General features: G+C 63.5%; 25 protein-coding genes. 10 read left to right on the forward strand and 15 right to left on the reverse strand.

Going from position 1 to position 26,739, the window contains the following annotated elements:
- Positions 1–105: 105 nt before the first annotated feature.
- Entirely contained in the window at positions 106–654 is a 549-nt protein-coding gene (locus tag CMN27_RS16670; protein WP_293628297.1) for a heme NO-binding domain-containing protein, read from the forward strand.
- Entirely contained in the window at positions 651–2,075 is a 1,425-nt protein-coding gene (locus CMN27_RS16675; RefSeq protein ID WP_293628299.1) for a sigma-54 dependent transcriptional regulator, read from the forward strand. The genes CMN27_RS16670 and CMN27_RS16675 overlap by 4 nt, the downstream gene beginning before the upstream one ends.
- A gap of 175 nt (positions 2,076–2,250) precedes the next feature.
- Here CMN27_RS16675 and galE read toward each other — a convergent pair whose 3' ends face one another.
- The 4 genes from galE to CMN27_RS16695 form a co-directional block, all read right to left on the reverse strand.
- Positions 2,251–3,276 (reverse strand): UDP-glucose 4-epimerase GalE, encoded by a 1,026-nt coding sequence (gene galE, locus CMN27_RS16680; protein WP_293628300.1) that lies wholly within the window; start codon positions 3,274–3,276, stop codon positions 2,251–2,253.
- 85 nt (positions 3,277–3,361) lie between these two features.
- Positions 3,362–4,381, reverse strand: a complete 1,020-nt coding sequence (locus CMN27_RS16685; protein WP_293628301.1) for a histone deacetylase family protein — start codon at positions 4,379–4,381, stop codon at positions 3,362–3,364.
- 178 nt (positions 4,382–4,559) lie between these two features.
- Positions 4,560–6,008, reverse strand: coding sequence for an NAD-dependent succinate-semialdehyde dehydrogenase (locus tag CMN27_RS16690; protein WP_293628302.1), 1,449 nt, complete (start codon positions 6,006–6,008; stop codon positions 4,560–4,562).
- A 147-nt stretch (positions 6,009–6,155) separates the two neighbouring features.
- Complete coding sequence (locus CMN27_RS16695) at positions 6,156–7,160, reverse strand: D-2-hydroxyacid dehydrogenase (protein ID WP_293628303.1); 1,005 nt, start codon at positions 7,158–7,160, stop codon at positions 6,156–6,158.
- A gap of 219 nt (positions 7,161–7,379) precedes the next feature.
- Between CMN27_RS16695 and CMN27_RS16700 the strand changes: the two genes are divergently transcribed.
- Positions 7,380–8,624 (forward strand): aminotransferase class I/II-fold pyridoxal phosphate-dependent enzyme, encoded by a 1,245-nt coding sequence (locus tag CMN27_RS16700; RefSeq protein ID WP_293628304.1) that lies wholly within the window; start codon positions 7,380–7,382, stop codon positions 8,622–8,624.
- Between the two features lie 64 nt (positions 8,625–8,688).
- Here the strand turns inward: CMN27_RS16700 and CMN27_RS16705 are convergent, their stop codons facing one another.
- The 6 genes from CMN27_RS16705 to CMN27_RS16730 all read right to left on the reverse strand — a co-directional run bounded on the left by CMN27_RS16705 (position 8,689) and on the right by CMN27_RS16730 (position 14,142).
- On the reverse strand, positions 8,689–9,501 hold the full coding sequence (locus CMN27_RS16705) for a hypothetical protein (protein ID WP_293628305.1): 813 nt from the start codon (positions 9,499–9,501) through the stop codon (positions 8,689–8,691).
- Positions 9,502–9,509: 8 nt separating this feature from the next.
- Complete coding sequence (locus tag CMN27_RS16710; protein WP_293628306.1) at positions 9,510–10,562, reverse strand: cyclopropane-fatty-acyl-phospholipid synthase family protein; 1,053 nt, start codon at positions 10,560–10,562, stop codon at positions 9,510–9,512.
- 23 nt (positions 10,563–10,585) lie between these two features.
- Positions 10,586–11,365: a DUF1295 domain-containing protein gene (locus CMN27_RS16715; RefSeq protein WP_293628307.1), complete on the reverse strand. Its 780-nt coding sequence runs from the start codon at positions 11,363–11,365 to the stop codon at positions 10,586–10,588.
- Between the two features lie 63 nt (positions 11,366–11,428).
- Positions 11,429–13,162: a CocE/NonD family hydrolase gene (locus CMN27_RS16720; RefSeq protein ID WP_293628308.1), complete on the reverse strand. Its 1,734-nt coding sequence runs from the start codon at positions 13,160–13,162 to the stop codon at positions 11,429–11,431.
- 3 nt (positions 13,163–13,165) lie between these two features.
- Complete coding sequence (locus tag CMN27_RS16725) at positions 13,166–13,615, reverse strand: thioesterase family protein (protein WP_293628309.1); 450 nt, start codon at positions 13,613–13,615, stop codon at positions 13,166–13,168.
- 71 nt (positions 13,616–13,686) lie between these two features.
- Positions 13,687–14,142: an RT0821/Lpp0805 family surface protein gene (locus CMN27_RS16730; protein ID WP_293628310.1), complete on the reverse strand. Its 456-nt coding sequence runs from the start codon at positions 14,140–14,142 to the stop codon at positions 13,687–13,689.
- Positions 14,143–14,426: 284 nt separating this feature from the next.
- On the opposite strand from CMN27_RS16730, the gene CMN27_RS16735 reads away from it, so the two are divergent.
- From CMN27_RS16735 to eda, 6 genes are all read left to right on the forward strand, one after another.
- Positions 14,427–14,750 carry a multidrug efflux SMR transporter gene (locus CMN27_RS16735; protein WP_293628311.1) on the forward strand — a complete coding sequence of 108 codons (324 nt, stop codon included), beginning with the start codon at positions 14,427–14,429 and terminating at the stop codon, positions 14,748–14,750.
- A gap of 111 nt (positions 14,751–14,861) precedes the next feature.
- Entirely contained in the window at positions 14,862–15,863 is a 1,002-nt protein-coding gene (locus CMN27_RS16740) for an NAD(P)H-quinone oxidoreductase (RefSeq protein ID WP_293628313.1), read from the forward strand.
- A gap of 158 nt (positions 15,864–16,021) precedes the next feature.
- Positions 16,022–17,503, forward strand: a complete 1,482-nt coding sequence (gene zwf, locus CMN27_RS16745; RefSeq protein WP_293628314.1) for a glucose-6-phosphate dehydrogenase — start codon at positions 16,022–16,024, stop codon at positions 17,501–17,503.
- Positions 17,504–17,505: 2 nt separating this feature from the next.
- Complete coding sequence (gene pgl / locus CMN27_RS16750; protein WP_293628315.1) at positions 17,506–18,195, forward strand: 6-phosphogluconolactonase; 690 nt, start codon at positions 17,506–17,508, stop codon at positions 18,193–18,195.
- 31 nt (positions 18,196–18,226) lie between these two features.
- Positions 18,227–20,104: a phosphogluconate dehydratase gene (gene edd / locus CMN27_RS16755; protein WP_293628317.1), complete on the forward strand. Its 1,878-nt coding sequence runs from the start codon at positions 18,227–18,229 to the stop codon at positions 20,102–20,104.
- 23 nt (positions 20,105–20,127) lie between these two features.
- Positions 20,128–20,736 (forward strand): bifunctional 4-hydroxy-2-oxoglutarate aldolase/2-dehydro-3-deoxy-phosphogluconate aldolase, encoded by a 609-nt coding sequence (gene eda / locus CMN27_RS16760; RefSeq protein WP_293628319.1) that lies wholly within the window; start codon positions 20,128–20,130, stop codon positions 20,734–20,736.
- Between the two features lie 165 nt (positions 20,737–20,901).
- On the opposite strand, the gene CMN27_RS16765 is transcribed toward eda, so the two are convergent.
- Positions 20,902–22,089 (reverse strand): YbfB/YjiJ family MFS transporter, encoded by a 1,188-nt coding sequence (locus CMN27_RS16765; RefSeq protein WP_293628321.1) that lies wholly within the window; start codon positions 22,087–22,089, stop codon positions 20,902–20,904.
- 89 nt (positions 22,090–22,178) lie between these two features.
- On the opposite strand from CMN27_RS16765, the gene CMN27_RS16770 reads away from it, so the two are divergent.
- Positions 22,179–23,168 carry a LysR substrate-binding domain-containing protein gene (locus CMN27_RS16770; protein ID WP_293628323.1) on the forward strand — a complete coding sequence of 330 codons (990 nt, stop codon included), beginning with the start codon at positions 22,179–22,181 and terminating at the stop codon, positions 23,166–23,168.
- A gap of 75 nt (positions 23,169–23,243) precedes the next feature.
- On the opposite strand, the gene CMN27_RS16775 is transcribed toward CMN27_RS16770, so the two are convergent.
- The 4 genes from CMN27_RS16775 to CMN27_RS16790 form a co-directional block, all read right to left on the reverse strand.
- On the reverse strand, positions 23,244–23,720 hold the full coding sequence (locus CMN27_RS16775) for an OsmC family protein (RefSeq protein ID WP_293628324.1): 477 nt from the start codon (positions 23,718–23,720) through the stop codon (positions 23,244–23,246).
- A gap of 206 nt (positions 23,721–23,926) precedes the next feature.
- Complete coding sequence (locus CMN27_RS16780; protein ID WP_293628325.1) at positions 23,927–24,988, reverse strand: nitronate monooxygenase; 1,062 nt, start codon at positions 24,986–24,988, stop codon at positions 23,927–23,929.
- A gap of 421 nt (positions 24,989–25,409) precedes the next feature.
- On the reverse strand, positions 25,410–26,066 hold the full coding sequence (locus tag CMN27_RS16785) for a DNA-3-methyladenine glycosylase 2 family protein (protein WP_293628326.1): 657 nt from the start codon (positions 26,064–26,066) through the stop codon (positions 25,410–25,412).
- Positions 26,063–26,710 (reverse strand): SDR family oxidoreductase, encoded by a 648-nt coding sequence (locus tag CMN27_RS16790; protein WP_293628327.1) that lies wholly within the window; start codon positions 26,708–26,710, stop codon positions 26,063–26,065. The genes CMN27_RS16785 and CMN27_RS16790 overlap by 4 nt, the downstream gene beginning before the upstream one ends.
- Between the last annotated feature and the right edge of the window lie 29 nt (positions 26,711–26,739).

A 26,739-nucleotide genomic window follows, 5' to 3' on the forward strand; every position in this document is an offset into this window, starting at 1 on the left:
CATTCTGCGAACTTATTGCCGATAACGGCCATAAGTCGGCGTTTTTTAGCTGGCATAGGGATTGCTCTAGGGCATCAGGACTTGCTGCCATAGAGGAAGACGGGCGTGAAAGGTTTGATATTTGTCGAGTTGATGAACTTCATGGAAGAACAGTTCGGCGAGCTGCTGACCGACGAAGTCGTGGATGCTGCGGCGATCCCTGGGGACGCCGCCTTTACGACCATCGGTCAATATCCCAGCGCATACGCCAGCCGGCTCATCGGCGCGGCAGCCGATCGCAGCAATGCGTCGGCGGCTGAACTGTGCCGTGCGTTCGGCCGCTATCTGTTCTGCCGCTTCGAAGTCCGATTTCCGACCATGATCCAGCGTTACCCGAGCGCGCGTTCCCTGCTGATGCACGTGGAAGCCCATATCCACGAGGAAGTGCGCATCATCTATCCCGATGCCAGGCCGCCGACGGTGACCGCTCTGGAAGTGGATGACGCGCTGCACGTGGTTTACCGCTCGGACCGGCCGTTTGCGCATATCGCCTACGGCCTCGTGGATCAATGCATCGCCTCCTACGGCGAACAAAGTACCGTTGAATGGTGCGAGGGCAACGACGACTCGCATGCTCGCTTCATCATTCGTTCGCTGCACAGGAGCGCCGCATGAATTCTTCTCTACGTGTTCTCGTCGTCGAAGACACCGCCTCGCTGGCGCTGACCTTTGCCGGTCAGCTCGAAGCCGCCGGCTGCGAGGTCGATGTGGTCGGCGATGGCACCGAGGCCCGCCGTCGGGTCGAGCATGCCCATCAGCCCTATGACGTGGTGCTGCTCGATTTGAAGCTGCCCGACTGTGACGGTCTGCAGCTATTGGAAATGGCGCCGGAGTTCGTCGAACAGTCGAGCGTGGTGGTGATCACCGCCGACGGTTCCATCAACCGTGCGATCCAGGCCATGCGGCTGGGGGCCTACGATTTTCTGGTCAAGCCGGTGGCCCCGGAGCGTTTGACGACCACCGTAAGCCGCGCGGGCGAGCGGCGTGTTCTTGAACGCGAAGTCAGCGCCGCGCGGCGCATGAATCGGCGCGAGCGCTTTCACGGCTTCGTGGGGGCTTCGGACGCCATGCAGGCGGTCTATCGGGCAATCGAAAACGTGGCCAACTCCAAGGCCACGGTGTTCGTCACCGGCGAAAGCGGCACCGGCAAGGAGGTGACCGCCGAAGCGATCCACCAGATCAGCGACCGCAGCAACGGCAATTTCGTGGCCATCAACTGCGGCGCGATCCCCGAGAACCTGCTCGAGTCGGAACTGTTCGGCCATGTGAAGGGCGCGTTTACCGGCGCGTTGGAAAACCGGGTCGGCGCGGCCAAGGAAGCCGACGGCGGCACGCTCTTCCTCGACGAAATCTGCGAAATGGAGCTCAAGCTGCAGGTCAAACTGCTGCGCTTTCTCCAGACCGGCATGATCCAGCGCGTGGGCAGCAGCCGGCCCGAGGCGGTCAACGTTCGCGTGATCTGTGCGACCAACCGCGATCCGGCTGCGGAAGTCGCGGCCGGTCGTTTTCGCGAGGACCTGTTCTACCGCCTGTCGGTGCTGCCAATCGAATTGCCGCCGCTGCGCCAGCGCGGTGACGATATCGGGCTGCTCGCACAGAGCTTTCTCGACCGCTTCGCGGCCGAGGAGAACAAGTATTTCCAGCCGCTCGATGCTGAGCTGATCGGTCAGATCCAGCGTCATTCATGGCCGGGCAACGTGCGCGAACTACAGAACGCGATGCGGCGTGCCGTGGTGATGAGTGCGGGGCCGAAGCTGGCCTTGCCAGCGTCGCCGGGCGGGGATACTGCACCCGGCGCAAACCCGTCGGCCTCAACACGGGAGCCGGCGCTACCCACGGCCGATTCGGACACGCCGCTGCCGCCCTCGGGCTTCGACGGCATGACGCTGGAGCAAATTGAGCGCTGGGCCATCGAGCGGGCTATCGAGCGCTGTGGCGGTAGCATTCCGGCGGCGGCACGCGCGCTGGATACCAGCCCGTCGACGTTGTATCGCAAGCGCGAACGCTGGGCCGACCGCGATTCAGCCACGGATTGAGGGCGAGTCGCGAGAAATGGATGATCCCGACTCGACGAAGCGCGTAGGGGGCCGCCTACGCGCTGCGGTGACAGCCCGCGAGGCCATTCAAGCAGCTCGCCTCGTCAATTGCTTCGGCGCCGGATAAATCGCGATAAGCGGCACGGCCGCAAAGGCACTGCCGTGCTAGCGCGTATCAATCGCTATGCTCGTCGTAGCCCTGCGGGTTGTTCGACTGCCAACGCCAGGCGTCGGCCATGATGTCGTCGATGCTGCGCCGGCAATGCCAGTCGAGCTCGGTTTCGGCCTTGTGGGGGTTTGCCCAGCACTGGGCGATATCGCCGGGCCGGCGGGCCACGATGCGATAGGGCACTTTGCGCCCGCTCACGCGCTCGAAGGCCCGCACGGCCTCCAGCACCGAATGGCCCTTGCCCGCCCCCAGGTTCCAGGTATGCAGGCCGGGCCCGTCGGCGATGGCGCGTGCTGCCTTGAGATGGCCCTCGGCCAGGTCCATGACGTGAATATAGTCACGCACGCCGGTGCCGTCTGGCGTGGGGTAGTCGTCGCCATAGATCGACAGCTCGGGCAGGCGCCCGATCGCGACCTGGGAGACGAAGGGCAGCAGGTTGTTGGGGATGCCGTTCGGGTCCTCGCCGATATCGCCGCTCTCGTGGGCGCCCGCGGGGTTGAAATAACGCAGGATGGCGATCGACCAGTCCGGATTCGCGGCATGCAGATCCTGCAGGATCCATTCGATCATCAGCTTGGAGCTGCCGTAGGGGTTGGTCGGCCGCCCCGTGGGCGCGTCCTCGGTCAGCGGCATGACGTCGGATTCGGCATACACCGTGGCTGACGAACTGAACACCAGCGTGCGCACATCGGCGCCGCGCATGGCTTCGCACAGCGAAAGTGTGCCGCCGACGTTGTTTTCGTAATAGGCCAGCGGTTTCTGCGTGCTTTCGCCCACGGCCTTGAGGCCGGCGAAATGAATCACCGCCTCGATTGCGTGCTCGGTCAATGCCTGTTGCAGGCGCGCGGTATCGCGAATATCGGCCTCGATGAACGTCAGGGAACGCCCGCTCAGTCGTTCCACGCGCCGTAACGACTCCCGCGAGGCGTTGGAGAGATTGTCGTAGACGACGACTTCATAACCGGCCTGCAGCAGCACGAGGGCAGTATGGGAACCGATATAGCCGGCGCCGCCGGTCAGAAGCATCGTCATGGCCTGAATCCTGTCTTAGCCGTTTGCACAAAACGCGGACGGGTGGGGCGGCGCCGGCAAGAGGGGGCCGGCGCCTGAGTCGTCTTTATCGGCCGAGCAGCCCGGAAAAGAACTGGTGCGCGTTTTCCTGCAGGTGGTCAACGTCGTAGCCGCCTTCCTGGATCACGCAGACGGGCATGTCCAGTTCGGCCATGGCACGTCCGATACGGGCAAAGCCTTCGCTGGTGACGGCGACCTTGGCCTGCGGATCGTTTTCGTAGATATCGAAGCCCAGCGGCAGCACCAGTACGTCCGCGCCGAAGAGCTTGATCGCGGCGACGGCCTCATCGAGCTTTTCGAAGAAGGTCTCTTCCGGCGAGCCGTGCGGCATCGGCAGGTTGATGTTGTAGCCGTAGCCGGCGCCCGCGCCGCGCTCGTCGGCATGGCCGGTCACCACCGGGTAGAAGTTGGTCGGGTCGCCGTGGATGGAGATATAGAGCACGTCGTCGCGCTCCCAGAAGATCTCCTGAATGCCCTGGCCGTGGTGCATGTCGGGGTCGAGAACGGCCACACGATCGAACTTGTCGCGCAGCGCCTCGGCGGCTATGGCGGCGTTGTTGAGGTAGCAGAAGCCACCGGCGCCGTCGCGGCGGGCGTGATGGCCCGGCGGCCGGCACAGGCCATAGGCGAAGCGCTCACCGGCGAGGATGTCGTCGGCGGCGGTCAACGCGGTCTGCGCCGAGGCATAGGCGGCCTTCCAGGTGCCTTCGCCGATCGGGCAGCTGCCGTCGGCCTGGTAGCGCGCCGATTCTGCGAGGATGCCCTTGAGCGGATTGGGCGAGCGCACGAAGATGTTCGACATCACCTCGTTGCCCCAATCGTCGGGGATCTCCATCCAGCGCCGGTGCGCGGATTCGAGAAACCGCAGATAACCCAGATCGTGTACCTGCGAAATCACGTTCATGCCGTGATCGACGGGCTTGTTGACCGCGATATCCAGGCCTTCCAGCGCGGCGACCAGCGGCGGCGTACGTGCCGGCACTTCCTGGGGTTCGCGCATCTGCCCGCGGGTCAGATAAGTCTTGGGTACATGCTCATTCTGGGTCGGGTCGAAATAGGCTTTCACGGCAACGGCTTCCGTTTGGTCGAAAATGAACGGGCGGCGACACGCGCCGCATGACTTCGGCTTGCAACATACGCCGGCCGGGCCTTTGCCTGCAATGCATAATTGGCGTCAGCCGGGTCGCACGCACAAAAAAAGCCGGCGGGTCGGCCCGCCGGCTTGCACGCGATCGAGGGCGTGACTACTTGCCGCGCGGCACGGTCTGGACTTCGACGAATTCCATGATGCCTTCGTCGCCGCCTTCACGGCCGATGCCGGACTGCTTCATGCCGCCGAATGGCGCATGCGGGGCCGGGCCGGTGCCGGTGTTCCAGCCGCAGTGGCCGAAATGCAGGCCGCGAATGGTTTTCTCGGCGCGCTTTTCGTCCGAGGTGAAAACATACGACGCCAGGCCGAATTCGGTGGTGTTGCCGAGTTCGATGACTTCGTCCTCGTCGTCGAACTTGATCATCGGCACTAGCGGGCCGAAGGTTTCTTCCTTGCAGCAGGCCATGTCGTGGGTCACGCCGGTGACCACGGTCGGCGTGTAGAACAGGTTCTTGTCGGCGTCCAGTTCGTCCGGGTGCTTGCCGGCGACCAGCTTGGCGCCTTTCGAGAGCGCGTCGGCGACGTGGTTCTGGACCTTCTCGAAACCGGCCTTGTTGATCAGCGGGCCGACGTCGATGTCTTCATCCATGCCGTCGCCGACCTTGAGCGCCTTGACCTTCTCGACCAGCTTGTCGGTGAATTTGTCGTACACCCCGGACTGGACGTAGATGCGGTTGGCGCATACGCAGGTCTGTCCGCCGCCACGGAACTTGTTGCCCACCAGCTGCGTGGTGGCATGGTCGATATCGGCGTCGTCGAAGACGATGAACGGCGCGTTGCCGCCCAGTTCCAGACCGAGCTTCTTGACGTGATCCTTGCTCTGCTCGATGAGCAGCTTGCCGACTTCGGTTGAGCCGGTGAACGAGATCATGGTCACGTCGGGCGAGGACATCAGTTCGCCGCCGATCTGGCTGGACGAGCCCATCACCAGGTTCACGAAGCCCTTGGGCAGATCCAGGCGTTCGTGGAAAAGCTGGAACATGGCGATCATGGTCAGCGGCGTTTCGCTGGCCGGCTTGATCACGCTCGGGCAGTCGGCGGCGATGGCCGGGGCGATCTTCTTTGCGACCATGCCGATCGGGAAGTTCCAGGGCGTGATCAGGCCGACCACGCCGACCGGGCGGTGGTGGACCGTCCAGGTGCAGTCCTTGGCTTTTTCCTTGAGCTCATCGGGCTTGAGGATATCGATGTTCTTGGCGCAGTAGTCGAAAAACCCGGCCGCGTATTCGACTTCGCCCTGGGCTTCCTTCCACGGCTTGCCGTGTTCCAGACACAGGATGCGCCCGATCTCTTCCTTTTCATCGAGCAGGGCATCGCGGATGTCTTCGAGCCATTCGCGGCGCGTTTCCAGATCGTTGGGCTTCAAGGCAGACTTGGCGGCTTCGATGGCGCGCTGGGTTTCGGCCTGGCCCATCTTCGGCATCTCGGCCAATACCTTGCCGTTGGCAGGATTGAGGACTTCGACGGTTTCGCCGGAGTCGGCCTCGACCCACTGGCCGTCGATATAACCGGAAATATGTTTCAGCAGATACGATTCGATCATGGGTGTCCTCGGTCCTGTCTTGACGACTTGAGTCTGTAAATCGGGTTTCGAACCGCTGCTGCGGCCCGATAGGAATGCTGTTTCGACGCTGTATCAGTGATCGGGGCGTCGTTGCCGCTTTTAAAGCCTTGGCCGCGGGTCATGGACTTATGCCGCGCCCGGTGCATAGCCGTGATGCTTGCTGACCTGGTTGAACAGCGTATCGCCGCGCTGCCAGCGGGCGAGGTTGTCCAGGAACTGGTCGACCAGGGCATCGCGCCAGCCAACGAAATCGCCGGCCATATGTGCCGACATGAGTACATTGTCCAGCCCCCAGAGCGGGTGGTCGCTCGGCAACGGCTCCTGTTCGAATACGTCCAGCGCCGCGCCGGCGATCTGCTGGTTGACCAGGGCATCCACCAGATCGTCGGTGACCACGATCGGCCCGCGGCCGATGTTGATGAAGCGTGCATGCCGGGCCATGGCCGCAAAACGGCGGGCATCGAACCAGTGTTCGGTGGCTTCGGTGAGCGGCGCGGCCACCACTACGTAGTCGGCATTCGGCAGATGGGTGTCGATATCGTCGGCCGCATGCACGGCCGAAAACACTTCGTCGGCATCGCGGGCACGCCGGGCAATACCGGTGACGTCCATGCCCACGGCCTTGCACAGGCGGCCGATCTCGCGACCGATGGAGCCGGCACCGGCCACCAGCACCCGCTTGCCGTGAATGCTTTCGGTATCGCGATGCACCCAGCGGCGCTGCTGCTGGTAGGTGATGTTGGCGCGGGTGTCCTTGGCGAACATCAGGATCGCGCCAAGCACGTATTCGGCGATATTGCGATCGAATATGCCCTGGGCATTGGTGACCGGAATATCGGAATCGACCAACGCGTCGAACATGAGCTGGTCAACGCCCGCGCTTGCTGCATGCACCCAGCGCAGGCTATCGGCCGCCGGCCAGGCGGCTTCCAGGGCTTCGGTACGAAAATCGGTGACCAGCAGGATCTCGCTGCCGGGCAGGGCATCGCGCAGGCTGGCTTCATCATGGGCGATACGAATATCCCCATGATCATGAAGTCGGCGAACCGAGTCCGGCCCGTCGGGCGTATCGGCCAGGATGGTGATCCGAGGTCGCGGCTCGTCAGGGTCGACGGCGTGATCGGATGACATTTTGGCGACGTTGTCGTGGCTCATGCAGGAGTGCGCGCCCGCGTGTTCACCAGGCGCGTAATTCCATGGATCATGCAGCACGGTACCCAGAGCCCGAGCCGAGCGTCAATAGCTGCTGCGAATCCCGTGTTGACTTGTCTTGACCGGGGTTGCAAGACCTGACTACGCTCGCGCTGATGGGCCTGTTCGGCCCTTGCTATCCAGCGTCACGAGGCACCCATGGTCGCGAATCTGAAAAAGAGCAAAGAGATCCTGTCCGCCGATCCGGGCGAGCGTTACGTGCGCGACCGGCTGGTCTGGAACCCGGCGATGCATGCGATCCCGATTTCGGGCATCCGCCGCATGGTCAACCGTGCCGCCGAGCTTGAGGACGTCGTTCATCTGTCCATCGGCCAGCCCGACTTCGCCACGCCGCGCCACATCATCGATGCGCATATTCATGCGCTGGAAGCCGGTCAGACCGGTTACACCATGGACGCCGGGCTGCCGGAGCTGCTCACCGCGCTCAAGGAATACTACAACGCGCGCTATCGCAGCACGCTCACCGAAGACAACTTCCTGATCACCACCGGGGCCACGGAAGGCATCTATCTGCTGATCACGGCCATGGCCGCGCCGGGACGCGAGTTCATCATCGCCGATCCCACCTTTTTGCTGTATGCGCCGTTGATTCGCATGAACGGCGGCCAGGTCCGCACGGTGCCCACCAAGGCCAGCGAAGGCCACCAGATCGACCCCGAGCGCATCATCAACATGATCGGGCCGAACACGCACGCCATCATTCTCAATTCGCCGAGCAACCCCACGGGTACCGTCTATCCGCGCGAAACGGTGGAATGGCTGTGCCAGGAGGCGGCCTATCGCGGTGTCGAGATCCTCTCCGACGAGGTCTACGACAACCTGATTCTCGACGATATCGACTACCCGAGCGTGCTGTCCTGTGCGACCGACCTCGACGGCGTGGCCGTGGTGTCGAGCTTTTCCAAAACCTATGCCATGCCCGGGCTGCGGGTCGGCTGGATCGTGGCCGACCAGAACACCATTCGCACCCTGCGCCGCTACCACATGTTCACCACCACGGTGGCGAGCACGCCGGCCCAGTGGGCCGGGGTGGCCGCGCTGGTTGGCGACCAGAGCTGCGTGGACGAGATGGTGCGCGAGTACTCGCGCCGGCGTGACCGGGTGGTGGATCTGGTCGCCGATACGCCCGGGCTGACCGGCTACTGGCCGCAGGGGGCGTTCTATATCGCGCCGTCGCTGCCCCACGGTGTGGACAGCGGCAATCTGTGCATGCGCATGCTCGAGGAAACCGGCGTTTGCGTGATTCCGGGCGACGCCTTCGGCGAGGACTCGAACGACCTGATGCGCATCAGCTATTCGACCTCGATGGAGAAGATCGAGGAGGCCTTCGACCGGCTTCAGCCCTGGATGGCGCGTCAACCGGAGTTGCGCGGCCACAACTAACCGGCTGTCCGCACCGAAGCATGGCCCGGGATTGCCGCAATCCCGGGCTTTTTCATGTGTGGGGCTAGCCGTTCACCGCGCCGCATTGCGCTGAGGGCGCGCCCGCGGAGCGGGCCTCGGCGGGCATGTCGCTGGCATAGGTCACCCGTACGGGATACACCTCGCCGGCATCGTTGTGCATGTTGCCGATGCCCCGGTATTCGAGCAGACGCTTGCTGTCGGGGTCGTAGGTGAGCTTGAGTGAATCCACGAAGAAGTTCACCAGGAACATATCCAGCTCGGCGTCGAAAACCACCGCCTGTTTGCCCTCGAAGGTGGTGGTGCCGGTCTGCTTGGCGCGCAGCTTGATCACGGCCTGGCGACCGGCGGCGGCGAAGTTGAACGCCACGGTCTGGCCTGCGGTGAGGTCGTCGAAGCGCTGGCGCACGAGCGGGTCGAAGCCGGAGTCGGCGGCCATCGGCGTGTCGATCGTGAAGGTCTTGGTCTGTTCTTCGGCATCGCGCGACTCGCGCCGGAACATGGTCCACTCGCCGCCCTCGTGACGGATACCTTCCCGATAGCCGCTGGCGGGAATTTCCAGGGTATAGGTGGGGACGGTATCGCTGTCGGCGAATTCGAGCTGTTTGGTGGCGATGGTCTCACCGTTGCGGCCGACATAGGTCACGTCCCAGTCGCGCAGCTTGCCGTCGGCCAGGCGTTGTTCGTGGTGCTCGGTATAACGATAGTCGCCACCCTCGAGCGTATAGCCGTAGCCGTTGAAGCAGCGCATGTCGCTGGCGTTCTCGCTTTGCTGGGCGATGGCGGTGGCCGTGCCGACAGCGAGTGCCGCGCCGGTCAGCAGACAGAAAGCAGGGCGTAGCATTTTATTTGTATTCATGATTTTTCTTAACCGGCGCGTTGCCGTTGCGGTACGAACAGATAGTGGGCAATACCCCATTCGTTGCCGGCGTTGTAGCCGAACAGTTCGGCGACGGCCATGAAGAACATGCGCCAGCGTTGAAACCAGCGTTCGGCTTCGGCGTCGCCGTAGGTTTCGCGGAATATCGCCATGATCGGCTCTTCGGCGGCGTCCATGCGCTCGAGCCAGCTGTTGGCGGTATCGCGATAGTGCGTGCCGGACAGCCACCAGTGCTTGCGCAGGCGCATGTCTTCCTGGAAATGCGCGAATAGATGCTCGCTGGGCATGATGCCGCCGGTAAAGAAATAACGCGCCATCCAGTCGTAGTCGCCGTCGTTTTCGAACGTGTAGGCAAGTAGCTTGTGGGCGAACACGTGCACGAACAGACGGCCGTCGTCCACCAGCCAGCGGCTGATACGCGCGAACAGCTCGCGGTAGTTGCGCATGTGTTCGAACATCTCGACCGAAACGACCCGATCGAAGCGCTGCTCGCCCGGGTCGAAGTCGTTGATGTCGCAGGTCTGAACCTGCAGGTTGTGCAGGCCCAGCCGGCTGGCGGTGGCCTCAATGGCCTCGCGCTGCGCATTGGAATTGGAAACCGCGAGAATATCGGCACTAGGAAAGCGCTTGGCCGCCCAGAGCGCGAACGAACCCCAGCCGCAGCCCAGATCGAGAATACGCTGGCCGTCATGCAGCCGGGCCCGCTCGGCATAGAGCGCGAGCATGGCGTGTTCGGCCTGATCCAGCGTCTTGATGCCGGGTTCGAACAAACAGCCGCTGTATTTGCGATGCGCGCCCAGCACATATTCGAAGAAGGCCGGTGGCAGCTCGTAGTGCTGGGCGTTGGCGTCCTCGGTGTGCTGGGCGATGGGCCCGGTCGAGGCGCGCTCGAGAAAACGGCGCATGTAATTGCTGCGCCATTCCGGGTCGCGCGCTTCGCGGCTGGTCAGCCGGCTGCCGATCAGCCGACGCATGCCGACGCGGGCAATCGGATCCGGCACCAGGCCGCGTTCACACCAATCTATCGCCAGGCTACTCAACAACGTTCTCCTTGATCGTCCGATTATTTTTTTGGTGGCCAGGGAATGAACGCACTCGTACGACGCACGTATTCGTCATGGCCTTCGCGTTTTTCCGACGCCTGCTTGTTTTCGATTGTGGGGATCCCCGAGACCCGCAGCAAAAGCCAGGCCATGATCACCGGGCTGGCCAGTGTCGCCCACCAGTATGGCGCGCCGATGGCGAGCACCACGTAGGTCACCCAGTGCAGCGATTCGAAAAAATAGTTTGGATGTCGAGAATAGCGCCAAAGCCCCTCGGCGCACACCTTGCCGCGGTTTTCCGGCTTTTGCTTGAAGCGATGCAGCTGGGCATCTGCGGTGCCTTCCCCCACCACGGAAACGAACCATATCGCGATGGCGGCCAGCGCCACCGCAAGCGACGGCGCCTCCGGCATGTACGCAATGACCAGAAACGGTATCGAAAGAATCGATGCCGCCACGGCCTGAAAAAGAAAGAAGCCGAGCATGTAGAGATCGGCCTTACTGCCCCAGGCTTCACGCGCTGCGGCATAGCGTGAATCCTCCGGGGCACCGCGCATGCGTTTGGCCAGATAGCCGGCCAAGCGCAACGCCCAGGTCAATGCCAGTGCGGCCAGCAGAATCCGCGCGGCGGGCGGGGCATCGCCGAGCAGGGCATATTCGGCGGCGATCAGGCCGACCGCGGCCGACCATACGACATCCACCAGCCCGGCATTACGGGTGAACAGCTGGATGACCCACACCAGGGTGAGCAATAGCGCCGCCGTTGCCAGCCCTATACCAAACGCCGCAAGCGCACTCATGCAGACTCCTTTCCAATCATTACAGGCACGAACGGCCGCCTGCCGAACCGTACGACAAACAGGTCAAACTACGCCGACGATGGGCAGCGCGATGCGTCCGCTTACGTGAATCCGGCCCGGGATCGCGGAAAAGCTGGCCAGATACTGGGGATGATAGCCGTAGACGAGCAGGCCGAGTCGGTCGCCGGCATGCAGGCGATGACTCACGCCGTTGAGATCCAGCTCGCGACGCCCGCCGCCGCGAATCGGGCGAACCTGCTTGTTGAGCAGCACGGTGGTGGCATGGCCGGCCCGCTTTACGCCGAGCCCGACGAAGGCGATGGGGTTGCGGTCGCTGCCGCTGATATCGATATCGATCTGGGGAATGCCGGCGATGGCCTGATTTTCGGCCTCCACGCTCATCAGTTCGATGAAGGTGCCGCCGCTGGCCAGCTCGTCGAGATGGTCCGAGGGCAGGGCGTTGACCAGCCGTGCGACCAGCGCGGTTTCGTCGCCACTGGCCGGTTTATCGGTATCGAACACGCGCTTGATGGCCGTCCATGCGTTGCCGGCCGTACCCGTGGCGAGCGACCACAGCCGCGATACGCTCTGGCGGCGCACGATACCCAGCAGCAGATCGAGCCCGCCCGTGGTGGCGTCACCGGCGAATTCGACAACGGGGCCGGTTTCGCCGGTGCCCATGGGCAGCCTGTCGAAGAACAGGGCGGTTTCGTCGTCGAGCACGATCATGTTGCGGGGCACGTCGCGGGCCGGCGTCTTGCCTTTGAGCTTCCAGTCCAGATAAGCCAGTTCGAGCTCGCTGGTTTCGATGTAGTCATCGTCAATACGCAGGCTGGCATCGGTCTGGTAGGCAATACGGTCGATATCCTGCAAGAACGGCAGGCTGTGGCCGTACTGCATCGCGATCAGGTGTACATCGTTGCCGGCGGCGCGCAGGGCGTGCGCGTTGGCCGCAGCTTCGTTGAGGTTGAACAGCGTATCGCCCACGCCCTGGACGAGCAGTACGTCCACCTTCGGCGTGCGGCGTGTTTCGCAGGGTTCGCGTTGGCCATCGCGCGCGATGTGTCCGTCGTAGAATGATGCCGGGCTGCTGTTGTAGAGCCGGTCGATCACGGTCTGGGACAGGCCGCGGCCGGTCAGCGTCGAGGCCAGGCCTTCGGCCAGCGCCCGATAGAGCAGCGGGTCTAGGCGCACGCCGGAAGTGGGTATGCCCAGTGCCACCAGGGCCGCGCCCCAGGCCGTCTTGACCACGTTATCCGGCGCCAGGCTGTAGCTCAGGTCGTACCAGGTCGCGGTGGGCACGAGCGCGTCGAAGCGCGGGTCGATACAGGCGCCGATCAGCTGAAAACCGCCGCCATAGGACAGGCCCAGGCCGCCGATGACCGGATCGCCGTCGCGATAGGCCAGGCGCTCGCGCTCGGGCATCTCGTTTTCGGCCCAGTCGAGAATGGCGCTGATATCCACGCCTTCGACCTCGGGGTTCATGATTTCCACACAGCCGGCGGAGTCGCCGAAACCGCGCTGATCGAAACTGATCACGAAATAGCCGTCGGCGACGGCGCGGCGGGCAGCTTCCGTTGACGGCAGGATGCCGCCGGAAAGCACTTCATAGACCGAGCGTTCGTGCCGATTGGTCAGCCGGGCGCCGCCAAAGCCGTGACCGTGCAGAATCAGCGGCGCGGTCTCCCCGGCGGCCAACGCCGGCTGCATGACGGTGATCGCGATTTCGACGCCGTCGTTGGGGTTGGTGACGGTCGCGCTGTAGTCGCGGGCTTCGAGCGTCGCCGAGTTCGTCACGATTTATTCCGCCGTCTCGTCGGGTACATGAATCGCAGCCAGCGCGTCGCGCAAGGCCGTCGGAATGGCCTCGGCCCGATTGGTTTCACGGTTGACGAACACATGCACGAAATCGCCGTGCGCGCTCGGCATGTCGGCGCCGGCCTGGAAGATACCGATGCCGTAAGTCGTGGACCGGTTGCCCAGATGCTTGACCATCAGCCCGGCCTCGAGCTTTTCGGGGAAGGCGACCGGCGCGTGGTAGTGGCAGCGCGATTCCACCACGAAACCCACCACCGGGGCGTTGTGGATATCCAGCCCGCCGACTTCGATGAGATAGCGATTGGCCGCGGTATCGAAGTAGGAGTAGTAGGTCACGTTGTTCACGTGGCCGTATACGTCGTTGTCCATCCATCGGGTGGGCATGTCGCAGAACCAGGGGTAATCACTGCGGCTGGGGCGTTGTTTCGACATCGGTCAGATTCTCGCTGAGGGCAAAAAAAGAAGCCGGGCGATGCCCGGCTTCGATTCGCAACGGTCGCGGTTTACGACTGCACCTTCCAGGTGCCGTCGGCCTGGCGACAGGCCGTGCCGTTGACCTTTTCGGGCTGGCCGTCGACGTTGGCGTTCATGGTGAACTCGCGACAGGGCTGGTTGCCACTATTGTAGGTACGGGTCGGCGTCACCGAATAGTTGGAGTTGGTATCCGGGTTGCTCCAGCTCGACGTATTGCCGGTCTGGTTGGTCTCCAGGGCGCTGCCGAACTGCTGGCGGTCGCGCTGGCCGAAGTTGTCGCCGATGCGACGGCCCAGGGCCGCGCCGGCCAGGGTGCCCACCACGGTGGCGATGGTGGTGCCACGGCCGCTGCCGATCTGGGAGCCGGCCGCGCCGCCGGCAATGCCGCCGATCACGGTGCCGGTATCGCCGGAGCTCCAGTTGGCGCAGCCGCTCATGGCCACGGTAAGCGCCAGCGCACTGATGAAACTCAAGGTCTTGGTCATGCTTTCTCTCCCGATGGGGCCCGAATCGTATGGGCCGGTCTATCCGAAAATCTCGATATTCAGTGTAACCAAAACAGGGGTCGCGGGTCGTTGTCGCAGCCGCGGGCAACGTTGGCGAGCGCCTGATGGCACGAGTACTCTGGCGCAGCGTTTACGAATCCCGGCTGAACCGTTACCTGGATTACGATGTTCATTACCGCGCACGAGCATACCGGTGCGGCGTGGCTGCGGCCATGCGCGCCTGTCGTAGCAGGCACACTATTCTGGGCAAGGAACGATCCGATATGAGCCAAGGCGCGCTGCTGCTGGCTTTCGCCATTCTGTTCGAGGTGATCGGCACCACCTGCATGAAGCTCTCCGAAGGGTTCACCCGGCTGTGGCCATCGCTGGGCATCGTGGTGTTCTATGTTGCTTCCTTCACCTGCCTGACCCTGGCGCTGCGCCATCTGCAGGTGAGCGTGGCCTATGCGATATGGGCCGGGCTGGGCACGGTGCTGATTACGCTCATCGGCGTGGCGCTGTTTCACGAGCCGATGAGCGCCTGGCGCGCGGGCTGTATCGCGCTGGTGCTCGTGGGCGTGGTTGGGCTGAACCTGTCGCACGGGTGAGCCGTCTGTGCTCACAGGCCGCCTAGCCGGGTAAGGCTGGCGGGTTCATCAACGAGCGCAATTATCTATATCCTGTGGCGGGTAAATAAAACCCGATTTCAGGAGATCCCCATGCGGGCATGGCTGGTAGAAGAGCCGGGTGCGCCGGAAGCGCTCGAACTCAAGACGATAGACGACCCGAAGCCGGGGCCGGACGAGATTCTGGTGGACGTACGCGCGGTCGGCATCAATCAGGCCGACGTGCTGCAGCGCAAGGGCGGCTACCCGCCGCCGAATGGTTTCGACGTGCGTCGTCCCGGCCTGGAGTATGCTGGCGAGGTCGCCGCCGTGGGCGATCGCGTGACCGCGCGCAAGGTCGGCGAACGGGTGATGGGCCTGATCGGCGGCGGCTCCTATGCCGAACAGCTGGTGGTACACGAACGCGAAGCGCTCACCATTCCGCCGCACTACGATTTCGAGCAGGCCGCGGCCATGCCGGAGGCCTTTCTCACCGCTTATCGCGGTCTGTTTCTGGTGGGCGAACTGGCGCCGGGCCAGTGGGCGCTGGTGCGTGGTGCCACCTCGGGTGTAGGCCAGGCCGGTCTGCAGCTCATCCAGGCCATGGGCGCACGCAGTATCGCGACCAGCCGCCAGCAGGCCCGGCTCGATGAAATGGAGCAGCGCTTCAAGGCTATCGGCTTCGACAAGGCCTACGATCTCGGCCTTGAAGACGGCAGCGAGGGCGTGGCCAAGGCGGTGCAGGAACAGACCGGCGGCGCGCATGTGGTACTGGATTTCGTCGGTGGCCCGGCCCTGGCCGACAACCTTGATGCCCTGCGCCCGGAAGGCCGCCAGGTCCAGATCGGGCTGATCGGCGGGCGCAAGAGCGATATCGACATGGGCAAGCTGCTCATGCGCCGGCTCAGCCTCGTGGCCATGACCATGCGCAGCCTGCCGCTGGAGCGCAAGATCATGCTCGCCCAGATGTTCGACGACCGCCTGCTGCCGCTGTTCGAAACCGGCAAGCTCAAGCCGATCGTCGATCGCGCCTTTGCCTTTGAAGAAGCGGTGGACGCACATCGGCTGATGGAATCCGGCGAGCACGCCGGCAAGCTGGTGCTGGTGCGTAGCTAGCCGAAAGGACCCGCGGCAGGCCGGCTGGGGCCTGTCGCGGGCCTGCTCAGCGGCGGCCTGTTGAGCCGGCGCAACCACCGACGTTTGCACGATTGGACCGATCGTTGCATACCTTACTGCCATGATGATTTCGTATTCCGGGCAGGCGGTGGGCGTCGATGGCTGAATTCGTCCCGGTCGCCCCCTTCGACCTCGTAATCTTCGGCGGCACCGGCGACCTGGCGCAGCGCAAGCTGTTGCCCGCGCTTTTTCATCGCGACGGCGACGGCCAGTTCAGCGCCGACAGCCGGATCGTGGCGGTCTCGCGTGGCGATATCGACAGCGACGCCTATCGCGCCTGGGTCTACGAAACCCTGCAAACGCAGCTTTCGGCCCGCGAACTGCGAGACGACGTATGGCAGCGCTTCAGTGCGCGGCTGTATCACGTCGGCCTCGACATGCAGGCCGACACCGGCTGGGATGCGCTGGGTGCGGCGCTGGACGGCGAGGCCAAACGGGCCCGCGTGTTCTATCTCGCGACCGCGCCGACGCTGTTCGGCACCGTGGCCACCCAGCTTCATGCGGCCGGGCTCACCGATGCGCGCTCGCGCATCGTGCTGGAAAAGCCGGTCGGCCACGATTTCGATTCCGCACGCGAGATCAACGACGCTGTGGGCGCGGTCTTCGCCGAATCCCAGATCTATCGGATCGATCATTATCTGGGCAAGGAGACGGTGCAGAACGTGCTGGCGCTGCGCTTTGGCAACTCGCTGTTTGAGCCGCTGTGGGCCAGAGGTGCGGTCGATCACGTACAGATCACCGTGGCCGAGAACCTGGGTGTGGGCCAGCGCTTCGACTTCTACAATCGTACCGGCGCGCTGCGCGATATGGTGCAGAACCATATGCTGCAGCTGTTGTGCATGGTGGCCATGGAGCCGCCGGCGAGCATGCACCATGACGATATTCGTAATGAAAAGATCAAGGTGCTGCGCGCGCTCAAGCCGATCACCCGCGAGGTGGTCGATCGAGTGACCGTACGCGGGCGCTACACTGCCGGCATTGTCGCGGGCGAGCCGGTGGCCGGCTATCGTGAAGAAGGCGACCACCCCGATATCAAGACGGCCGAGCAGGACACCGAAACCTTCGTCGCCATCAAGGCCGAAATCGACAACTGGCGCTGGAACGGCACGCCGTTCTATCTGCGTACCGGCAAGCGCATGGCGCGCAAGCTCTCCGAGATCGTGTTCCAGTTCAAGCCGGTGCCGCATTCCATTTTCGGCGACCAGCCGCTGACCCCCAACCGGCTCGTGCTCAGCCTGCAGCCGGAAGAGGGCGTGCAGCTCACGCTGATGACCAAGGAGCCCGGGCCCGGCGGCTTTCGCATGCGCTCGCTGCCGCTCAACCTGAATTTTCCGGATGCGTTTTCGGTGACCTATCCCGACGCCTATGAACGCCTGCTCATGGAAGTGCTGCGTGGCAACCCGGCCTTGTTCATGCGCCGCGACGAAATCGAAACCGCCTGGCGCTGGATCGATCGCATCATCGACAGCTGGCACAGCCGCGGCGTACGCACCCACGAATACATGGCCGGCAGCTGGGGGCCGACCGATTCCTTCGTGCTGCTCGATCGCGACGACCGCCGCTGGGCCCAACCGGAATAGCCATGCCGACTTTCAACGCATTTCCCGATCGCGGGGCCTGTGCCCAGGCCCTGGCCGACGAACTCGCTGCACGGCTGCGCCAGGGCATCGCCGACAACGGCCAGGCCACGCTGGTGCTCAGCGGCGGTTCCTCGCCGATCGATCTGTTCGAACGCCTTGCGCTCATCGAACTGGACTGGTCGCGGGTGACGGTTCTGCCCAGTGACGAACGCTGGGTGGCAACGGATCAGCCCGAGAGCAACGAAGCGGCGCTGCGCGAACATCTGTTATACGGCCCCGGCAATGCTGCGCGGTTGTTTGGCCTGTATCGCGACAAGGGCACGCCGGACGACGCGACGTCCCAACTCGACGCCGAGCTGCGCCAGCTACCACGCCCTTTCGACGCCGTGGTGCTGGGCATGGGCGAGGATGGTCATACCGCCTCGCTTTTCCCGGACGCGGCCAATATCGAAGCCTGCATGACCAGCGAAGCTGAATGCGTCGTGCCTGATCGCGAGGACGATGGCCCGGCCCGCATCAGCCTGAGTCTGAACCGGCTGCTGGCCACACGGTCGCTGTATCTGCTGTTTTTCGGTAAGGCCAAGCGGGGCGTGTACGACGCGGCCTGCGAAGCCGGCCCGGCGATCGAATACCCCGTACGGGGCGTGCTGCATCAACAGCATGTGCCGGTGGCGGTGTACTGGTCCGACTAGATGCGGGCAATGCCCGCTGGAGCGACGAGCCATGAATCTGCACCCTGTCATTCACGAAGTCACCGAGCGCGTGGTCGCCCGCAGCGTTGAGACGCGCGCGGCGTATCTGGACAAGATCGCGCATGCCCGGCGTGCCGGCCCGCATCGCGGCCAGCTGTCCTGCGGCAATCTGGCCCACGGCTTCGCGGTGGAAGACAAACCCGGCAAGGACGCCCTGGCCGGCGCGCAGCGGCCGAACGTGGCCATCGTGTCGGCCTACAACGAAATGCTGTCGGCGCATCAGCCGCTGGGCGATTTTCCGCCGATCATCAAGCGGGCCGCCTGGGCGGCGGGCGGGGTGGCCCAGTTCGCCGGCGGCGTGCCGGCCATGTGCGACGGCGTCACCCAGGGCCAGCCGGGCATGGAACTGTCGCTGTTCTCGCGCGATACCATCGCCATGGCCACCGCTGTCGCGCTCACCCACAACATGTTCGACGCCGCCCTGTGTCTGGGCGTGTGCGACAAGATCGTACCGGGGCTGATGATCGGCGCGCTGTCCTTCGGCCATCTGCCGGTGATCTTCGTGCCCGGCGGGCCGATGACGTCCGGACTGTCGAACAAGATCAAATCCGAGGTGCGCCAGCGCTTTGCCGCAGGCGAGATCGGCCGCGACGAACTGCTCAAGGCCGAGTCGATGTCCTATCATTCGCCGGGCACCTGCACGTTCTATGGCACGGCCAATTCCAATCAGCTGCTCATGGAATTCATGGGCCTGCACCTGCCCGGCGCCTCGTTCATCAACCCCAACACGCCGCTGCGCGATGCCCTGACCGGCGCGGCCGCCGAGCGCGTGGTCGCGATCACCGAGCTCGCCGACGACTACCGCCCCATCGGCCATATCGTGGACGAAAAAGCCGTCATCAACGGCATCGTCGGCCTGCTGGCCTCGGGTGGCTCGACCAACCACACCATGCATATCGTGGCCATGGCCCGAGCCGCCGGGGTGAAGATCGACTGGAGTGATTTCGCCGAGATTTCCGCGGTCGTGCCGCTGCTGGCCCGGGTTTATCCCAACGGCGTGGCCGACGTGAACCATTTCGCCGCGGCCGGCGGTATTCAGTTCATGATTCGCGAGCTGCTGGCGGCCGGCCTGCTGCACGACGATGTCTCGACCGTGGTCGGCGACGGCCTGCATCGCTATACCCGCGAGCCGTTTCTCGACGGCGACGAAGTGGTCTGGCGCGAGGGCGCCGACGAAAGCCACGATACCGACGTGCTGCGCGGCGTGGCCGACCCGTTCGCGGCGACCGGCGGGCTGCGCCTGCTCACCGGCAATCTCGGCCGCGGCATTATCAAGGTATCGGCGGTGGAAAAACAGCACCGCACGATTCACGCGCCGGCTAAAGTCTTTCCCAGCCAGGAACACGTGCTTGCAGCGTACGAGGCCGGTGCGCTGGAAAGCGATACCGCCATCGTCGTCATCAATCAGGGCCCGCGCGGCAACGGCATGCCCGAGCTGCACAAGCTCACCCCCGCGCTGGGCGTGCTCCAGGACAAGGGCTATCAGGTCGCGCTCATCACCGACGGGCGCATGTCCGGCGCCTCCGGCAAGATTCCGGCGGCGATCCAGATCACCCCCGAAGCCCGGCTGGGCGGCCCAATCGGCCGAATTCGCGACGGAGACATGATCGCGCTGGATGCCGACGCCGGCACGCTGCGGGTCGAAGTCGTCGACGCCGAATTCGACGCCCGCGAGCCAACCACGTTCGACGACAAACCTGAAACCGAATTCGGCTTCGGCCGCGAACTGTTCGCCGTATTTCGTCGCAACGTAGGCTCGGCCGAGGAGGGGGCCTGTGCGCTGCTGGATGCCCAGCCGGCGAAGACCGAAACGCCAACCACGGTCGCCGAGCAGGAGCCGGCCGAATGAAGTACGATCAGACACGCCAGGTGATGGCGATCGCGCCGGTGATCCCGGTCGTGGTCGTTCCTGATGCCACGTCGGCGGTCGAAATCGCACGCGCGCTCGTCGCCGGCGGTATCCGCGTGATCGAGGTCACGCTGCGAACCGAAGCAGGCCTGGCCGCGATCGAGGCGATCGCCCGACAGGTCGATGATATTTGCGTCGGCGCCGGCACGGTCTGGACGGCCGCACAGGCCGAACAGGCCATCGCCGCCGGCGCTGAATTCATGGTCTCGCCCGGCATTGCCGACGAAGTGAACGCAGTCGCGCAGGCCCGCGAAATCGCCTATCTGCCGGGCGCGCAGACGGTAAGCGAGATCGCGCATCTCAAGCGGCAAGGCGTGACGGCCACGAAGCTGTTTCCGGCGTCTGTCGTTGGCGGGCCGGCCGCGATCAAGGCGTTTGCGAGCGTGTTCCCCGATCTGGTGTTTTGTCCAACCGGCGGGATCAAGGAAAACACCGCGGCGGACTATCTGGCGTTGGATTGTGTGCCTTGCGTGGGCGGCAGCTGGTTGGTGTCGGCTGACGCTGTGGCGGCCGGCGATTGGGCGGCTGTTCGGGCTGCGGCCGAGCGGGCCTGCAAGCTGTTGGATATGTAAGGGTCTCCGACCTGTGGGGCCCGGCATTCGCTTTGGAGCGAAAGGTTTGTGCCACGGCTTGACGTAGCAGACCCGCCGGGTCCGCCGGTCGGGCGTGTGGTCTGTGACGCACCGATTACGCACGTCCTCGACTGCATAGGGTCAGGCGGGGCCGGTCGAGCTGATTTACACCTGAAGCGAGCGACTGCCCGAGGCGAGAGCACAGGCGGCAGCAGCCCCGAGAATCACCCCACTGGCCAAAAACAGGGTGCGGTAATCGCCTGTGACCGATAGCGCCCCGGCCATTGCATAGCCCGAGGCGGCCTGGCCGATCGCAAACAGGGCGGTCGCCTTGCCCCAGAACGCTTTGTGGTTCTGCGCGCCGACCAGGGCGGCAATTCGTCCCGAAGTGATCGCAACGACCCCGGGCACCAGCGCGCCGACCGCAAAAGAAGACACGCTACGCGCGACAAGACCGACGGCGACGAACGGCAACCCGACTGCGATCGCCTTGACCAAAAGCGCGATGGCCAGACCGTTTCGCCATCCAGAAACACCGACCAGGCGTGCAGCGAGAATAGGCCCACACAAGGCACCGAAGCCGAAAATCGCCCACTGCGTATTCGCTGCGGTCGTGGAAAGGCCAACATCGCGCTCGAGGAAGTCAACCCAGAATACGGTATGCGGCACGAAACCGATTGCGTCGCCCATATATGCGATGCATACCAGTACCACGGCCACGACGATCGAGCGTTCGAGCCTGGGTGCTGAGGCCCCGGGTTGCGGTGGCGGGACGGCGGGCTCGGCTGCAGGCAGCCCGGCATGCGCGGTGATCCCGATCACGGCGGCTATGGCAACCGCGAAGCCCAGCATCAGCCAGGTCAGCGTCAAGCCAACCTCAAGCAGGCTCGGCACAGCCAATGCCGATACGAGCGCGCCGGCGCCGATGCCCATGAACGCTAGAGTGCCAATGATCGGGCGGTCCGAGGGTGGGGTGGAAGACAGCGCGATTGACGGGCCGATCACCATCAACCAGCCGCCGGTGACGCCGGAGACGGCGCGCCAGACGAAAAACCAGGCGAATGGCGCCGACACCGCGCACAGCACGAAACTAAGCACTGACAGCAGGCAAGCGAGCGCTAGCAGACGATGATCGCCCAGCCGTGCCGAACAGCGTTGCGCGCTGACGGCGCCGAGGAGATAGCCAAGCAGATTCGCCGCGCCAAGAAAGGTGGCCGCCGAGGCATCGAACCAGCCATGCGCGATCAAGGCTGGAATCAGCGGCGTATATGCGAAACGCTCCAGCCCGATGCCGATAAACGTGGCGCTTGCGCCGACCGCAATCGCTTGAGCGTTTCGTTTCAGTTGTTCCATTGAGTATCCGCCGGCCGAATAAAGCGCCAGGGGAACAGATCGGCTCAATCATTTGAAACGATTTAGAAAGATGGTTTTGATCGTTGTTAATGATTGATTGGCTTGCTAACGTTCGGCGCTCGATATCACTCGATGGGAAACTCGCGGTGGAATTTCGCTCGCTACGTCTTTTTCATGTGCTCGCGCAAACAGGCAGCTTTGCTGAAACCGCCCGGCGCGAGCATACAGTTCAGTCGAATGTGACGGCTCATATCAAGAAGCTCGAGGGCGAGCTCAATACGCAGTTGTTCCTTCGAAAAGGCGGCGTACGCCTGACCCCGTCAGGCCGTTTGCTGCTAGCGCATGCCGACAACATCCTGGCGGCTCACGCCGATGCTGTTGCCGCTTTCCAGGCCGATACGATGCCATCGGGGCGCCTGCGCATCGGTTCGATGGAAACGACCGCTGCCGTACGGCTGGGGCCTGTCATCGCCCAATATCATGAACGCTATCCGAAGGTCGGCATGGAGCTGAAAACCGGACCCACGGCTGAGCTCTGCGAAGACGTCCGGGCGGGGCGCCTTGATTGCGCCCTGGTGAGCGGCCCCACAGCGCAAGGCGCACTGGAAAGCACGCCGGTCTTCAAGGAAGAGCTTGTGCTCGTTTCGCGCCAGCCTATTGCCGACGTGTTCGACTCAGCCGTGTTGGCTGACAAGCCATTCGTGGCGTTCCGCCAAGGCTGCCACTACCGCCACCAGATCGAGTTATTCCTGGAGGCGCGCGCTATCCACCATGTATCGATATTCGAGTTCGGCTCGATTGAAGCCATATTGGGCTGCGTTCGTGCCGATATGGGGCTTGCGCTACTACCGCGTAGCCTCATGAGGGGCCGGGCCGAGTCCAACGCCCTGCATATCACGCCGGTCGAGCCGGAGATCGCTGCGGTCGAAACGTTTCTGGTCACGCTGGCGGGCCGGGGTAACACCCAGGCCGTTGAGTGCTTTCTCGACCTGCTCATGGAACACGGCGCGATCCACGATCACGAGCCCGACGGTCGGCGCCGTAATCAGCGAGCGGCTTCAGCTGCCGTCACCGCCTAACGCCAAAGCTCAGTTCCCGGCCGAAGCGGGGCAGCGCATTAGGTGGTTGACTGCGGCGCAATGTTAGGCGACCCATTAGTCGGTGCGAATTTCGGGCTCGCAGTCGACCTCGAAATTAACCGAATTTGCAATAAAGCAGTACGAATGAGCTTTTTTATGGAGAGATTTTGCTAGCTCGCTATCGTCACCGGGAACGATGTTGACGACGGGATTTAGTGTGACATTCTCAAAATGGCCACTTCCATTTTTGGTCTCGACCATTCGGCCTTTCGCGCTGTCTATATAATTCAAGACTGTGATACCGGCATCGGCACAGAGGTGCAGATACCAGAGTATGTGACATGCCGACAGTGAACTAAGCAAAAGCTCTTCCGGGTTGTAGCGGGAAGAATTACCCAGAAACGCTGGATCGGCCGACCCGGCTATTGTTGGCTTGTTACCACAGGTAATTTCATGATCGCGCGAAAAAGCGCGATAGTTTTTAGTACCTTGGCCTGAATTACCGGTCCAGACAACGGTCGCTGAATAGTCGTGCTCACCCTTTCTCGACACCGAATCTTCCTCTTGGAACGTGACTCTCGGCCCTAACTGACCCGGGATCGGACCCGGTGCTGCTATAACGGCCGCTGCATACATGCGTAAGCGCTAGATAGCTTGGCTTGGCACACTGTCTACATAGCCTTCGGGTAAGGCGACACTGACGACAACTGCGACCGAAAGCCTTGTCGTAACTGCAATGGCCGATCTAAGGCGCAGGCTTATGCCTCACCTTCGTTCATGAGCATACGAACGATCTCGCACGCAGGCAGCTCTCTTGCCAGCGGCGCCCCCTGTCCGGCCCAGTTGGGCGAAAAGCGTGTATCGCCTGCCTCGCGTGCTGCGGTATTCAGCATTTTTGCAGCGGCGTAGGCCACCGGATAGTCCGGGATCGTGGACGGATCAAGCGGTTCGATCTGTTCCTGAAAAACACCGCGAATGCCCCGCGCCGGGCGACCGGATATAGAGCGTACGACCTGCGTGCGATAGGCCGTATCGCTTTTCAGTGCCGCGCGATGGGCATCGCTTGCCGCCGATTCCGGGCACAGAATGAAAGCTGTGCCCAACTGGACTGCCACCGCGCCGAGGGCCATTGCGGCCTTCATGCTGCGAGCGTCCATGATACCGCCGGCCGCGATAATGGGTAGCCGACTGTGGGCATCCAGCAAGCTCAAGAGCGTATGCAGCCCGATCTCATCGTCGCGCTCGGCGTTGAAATTACCGCGATGCCCGCCCGCTTCGATTCCCTGGGCCACGATTGCATCGACACCGGCGTGTTCGGCTGCCCGTGCTTCATCGAGATTGGTCGCACAGGCGAGCACCGTGCCTCCATAACCCTGAATCGCCTCGATTGCCGATTTGCACGGCAGCCCAAAATGAAAGCTCACGACGGCCGGTTGCGTGTGTACCAGCATATCGAGCATGTCTGGGTTCTCATCGAAAGGCGGGTAAGGCTCGTTCAGCTCGGTCGGCGGCGTGGCGCCGACTGCCTTGAAATGTTCCGCTAGCGTGTCGATCCAGTTACGACGTTTCTCATCGGAGCAACTCGCCGGACGATGACAGAAGAAGTTCACGTTGAACGGGCGCGATGTCAGCTTCTGTGTTTCGCGAATCGACTGCTGCGCTTTCTCCACACTGCTGCTACCCAGGCCGAGACCGCCGATTGCACCGGCTTCGCTCACCGCGGCGGCCAGCGCAGGCGTCGCCACGCCCGCCATCGGCGCCTGAAGAATAGGCACCGAGGCGTTGAAAAGCCGGAGGAATGTTTGGTCGTCGGGATGCATGGTCGACTCCTGTCTAAACTCCGGATTGCTCGGCACGGCAACGCGGGCATTGGTTCGTATCGCCGGCACGAGCGTTCCTGCTGACGACGAAACTACGAGAGTCGGTGCGGTATGGCCAATAAGATCTACAGGTCTCGCCAATCGTTATCAGTGATAACCAACCGTTGGCAGGTCGATCGTATTGAAAACAGCTGGCCGGGCCGGCTGCTTTGGTGCGGATCAAGTAGATAGGGCGCAGTGCGGGGCTACGCGATGTAAGCAAGGTGATTTGGCTTCGACCAGGGTAAGATCAGGTGTACCAGCGCAGTTCTGGCTCAGCATACGGATACCCATCGGTCGCATCGCCGGGGCTCTCCTGACACGCTCATCCCGGCTGCGCCGATGCGCTACCTCACTGCTTATTTGCGGCTGCGGTCGGCACTCATGGCGAAAGCTCGGTAGCCCGCCACATGAACCAGCTGCCGACCGACCGATATGGTCGCCAGATCTCGCATTCGCGTTCCAGCTGCTTCGGCTTGGGCAGTTCCTCGCGCCCGTAGGTGATCGCATACCCCTTGCGTACGCCGAGGTCGTGAATAGGCATGACGTCCGGGCGGCCGAGGTGAAACAGCAGCAGCATCTCCACGGTCCATCGGCCGATGCCGCGGATGGCGGAATAGCGTTCGATCAGCTCGGCGTCGTCGTAGTCGTCCAGGCGCGATTCGTCCGGTAGTTCGCCGGCCAGCTGGGCAGCGGCGAGCGCCTGCAGGCTGAGCATCTTGTTCTGCGACAGGCCGGCAGCCCGCAGGGTGGCGTCGTCGGCCGCGGCAATACGCTCGGCCCCCGGCGCATCGCCGCCGCCCAGCGCATCGAGCAGCCGCCGGTGAATGGTTCCAGCAGCCTTGCCCGACAGCTGCTGGTAAACGATCGCCCGCACCAGCGAATGAAAGACGTCAGGCGCCGCCGTGGTAGACGGCGCAAACGGCTCGCAGCGGTCCATCAACGCACCCAGGGTGGGGTCGACCGCGCGCAGGTGGGCTACGGCCGTGTCGGCGTCGAACATGAGCCGGGTGGGGCGTTCGTTCGACGCTTCGCTCATAGCCCCTGCAGGGATTCGATGGCCTCGGCAATCGGCGTATCGCCGGCCAGTACTTCGAGCGTGCGGTTATAAGAGGTCGGTGCATCCACGAGTGCGAGCAGCAGCTCGGCCACGTCGTCGCGAGTGATATCGCCATAACGGCCCAGCGACTCGGCCAGCTCGATCTTGCCCGTGCCCGCATCGTTGGTGAGCTTGCCGGGCCGCAGGATGGTGTAGTCCAGACCCGCTGCACGCAGGCGATCGTCCGCGGCTTTCTTGGCCGCGAAGTAGTGCTGCATGGCCTCCGGGCCCTTTTCCGGCGTGTCCGCGTTCATCGACGATACCATGATGAAGCGCTGCACGCCGTTGGCCACCGCCTGGTCGATAAGGGCGATGGCGCCGTGGCGGTCCACGTCCTCGGTCTTCTCCGGTGGGGTATGGCCGCCGGAACCGGCGGTGAATATCACGGTGTCGACGTTCGCCAGCGCCTCGCTGCAATCGTCCTCCAGATCGGCGATCACGGTCTCGTGGGCGCCCAGGCCGGTCATTTCCGGTGCCTGGCCGGCGCTGCGGATCATGGCCACCGAGGTATGGTCGCTCTTGGCAATGGCCTGGATGAGACGTTGGCCGATCTGCCCGTGTGAACCTGCAACAAGTATCTTCATGCAATGCTCCTGTGCGGCGCGGCGCAACC

The sequence above is a fragment of the Salinisphaera sp. genome, assembly GCF_002729955.1.
Classification (GTDB): domain Bacteria; phylum Pseudomonadota; class Gammaproteobacteria; order Nevskiales; family Salinisphaeraceae; genus Salinisphaera.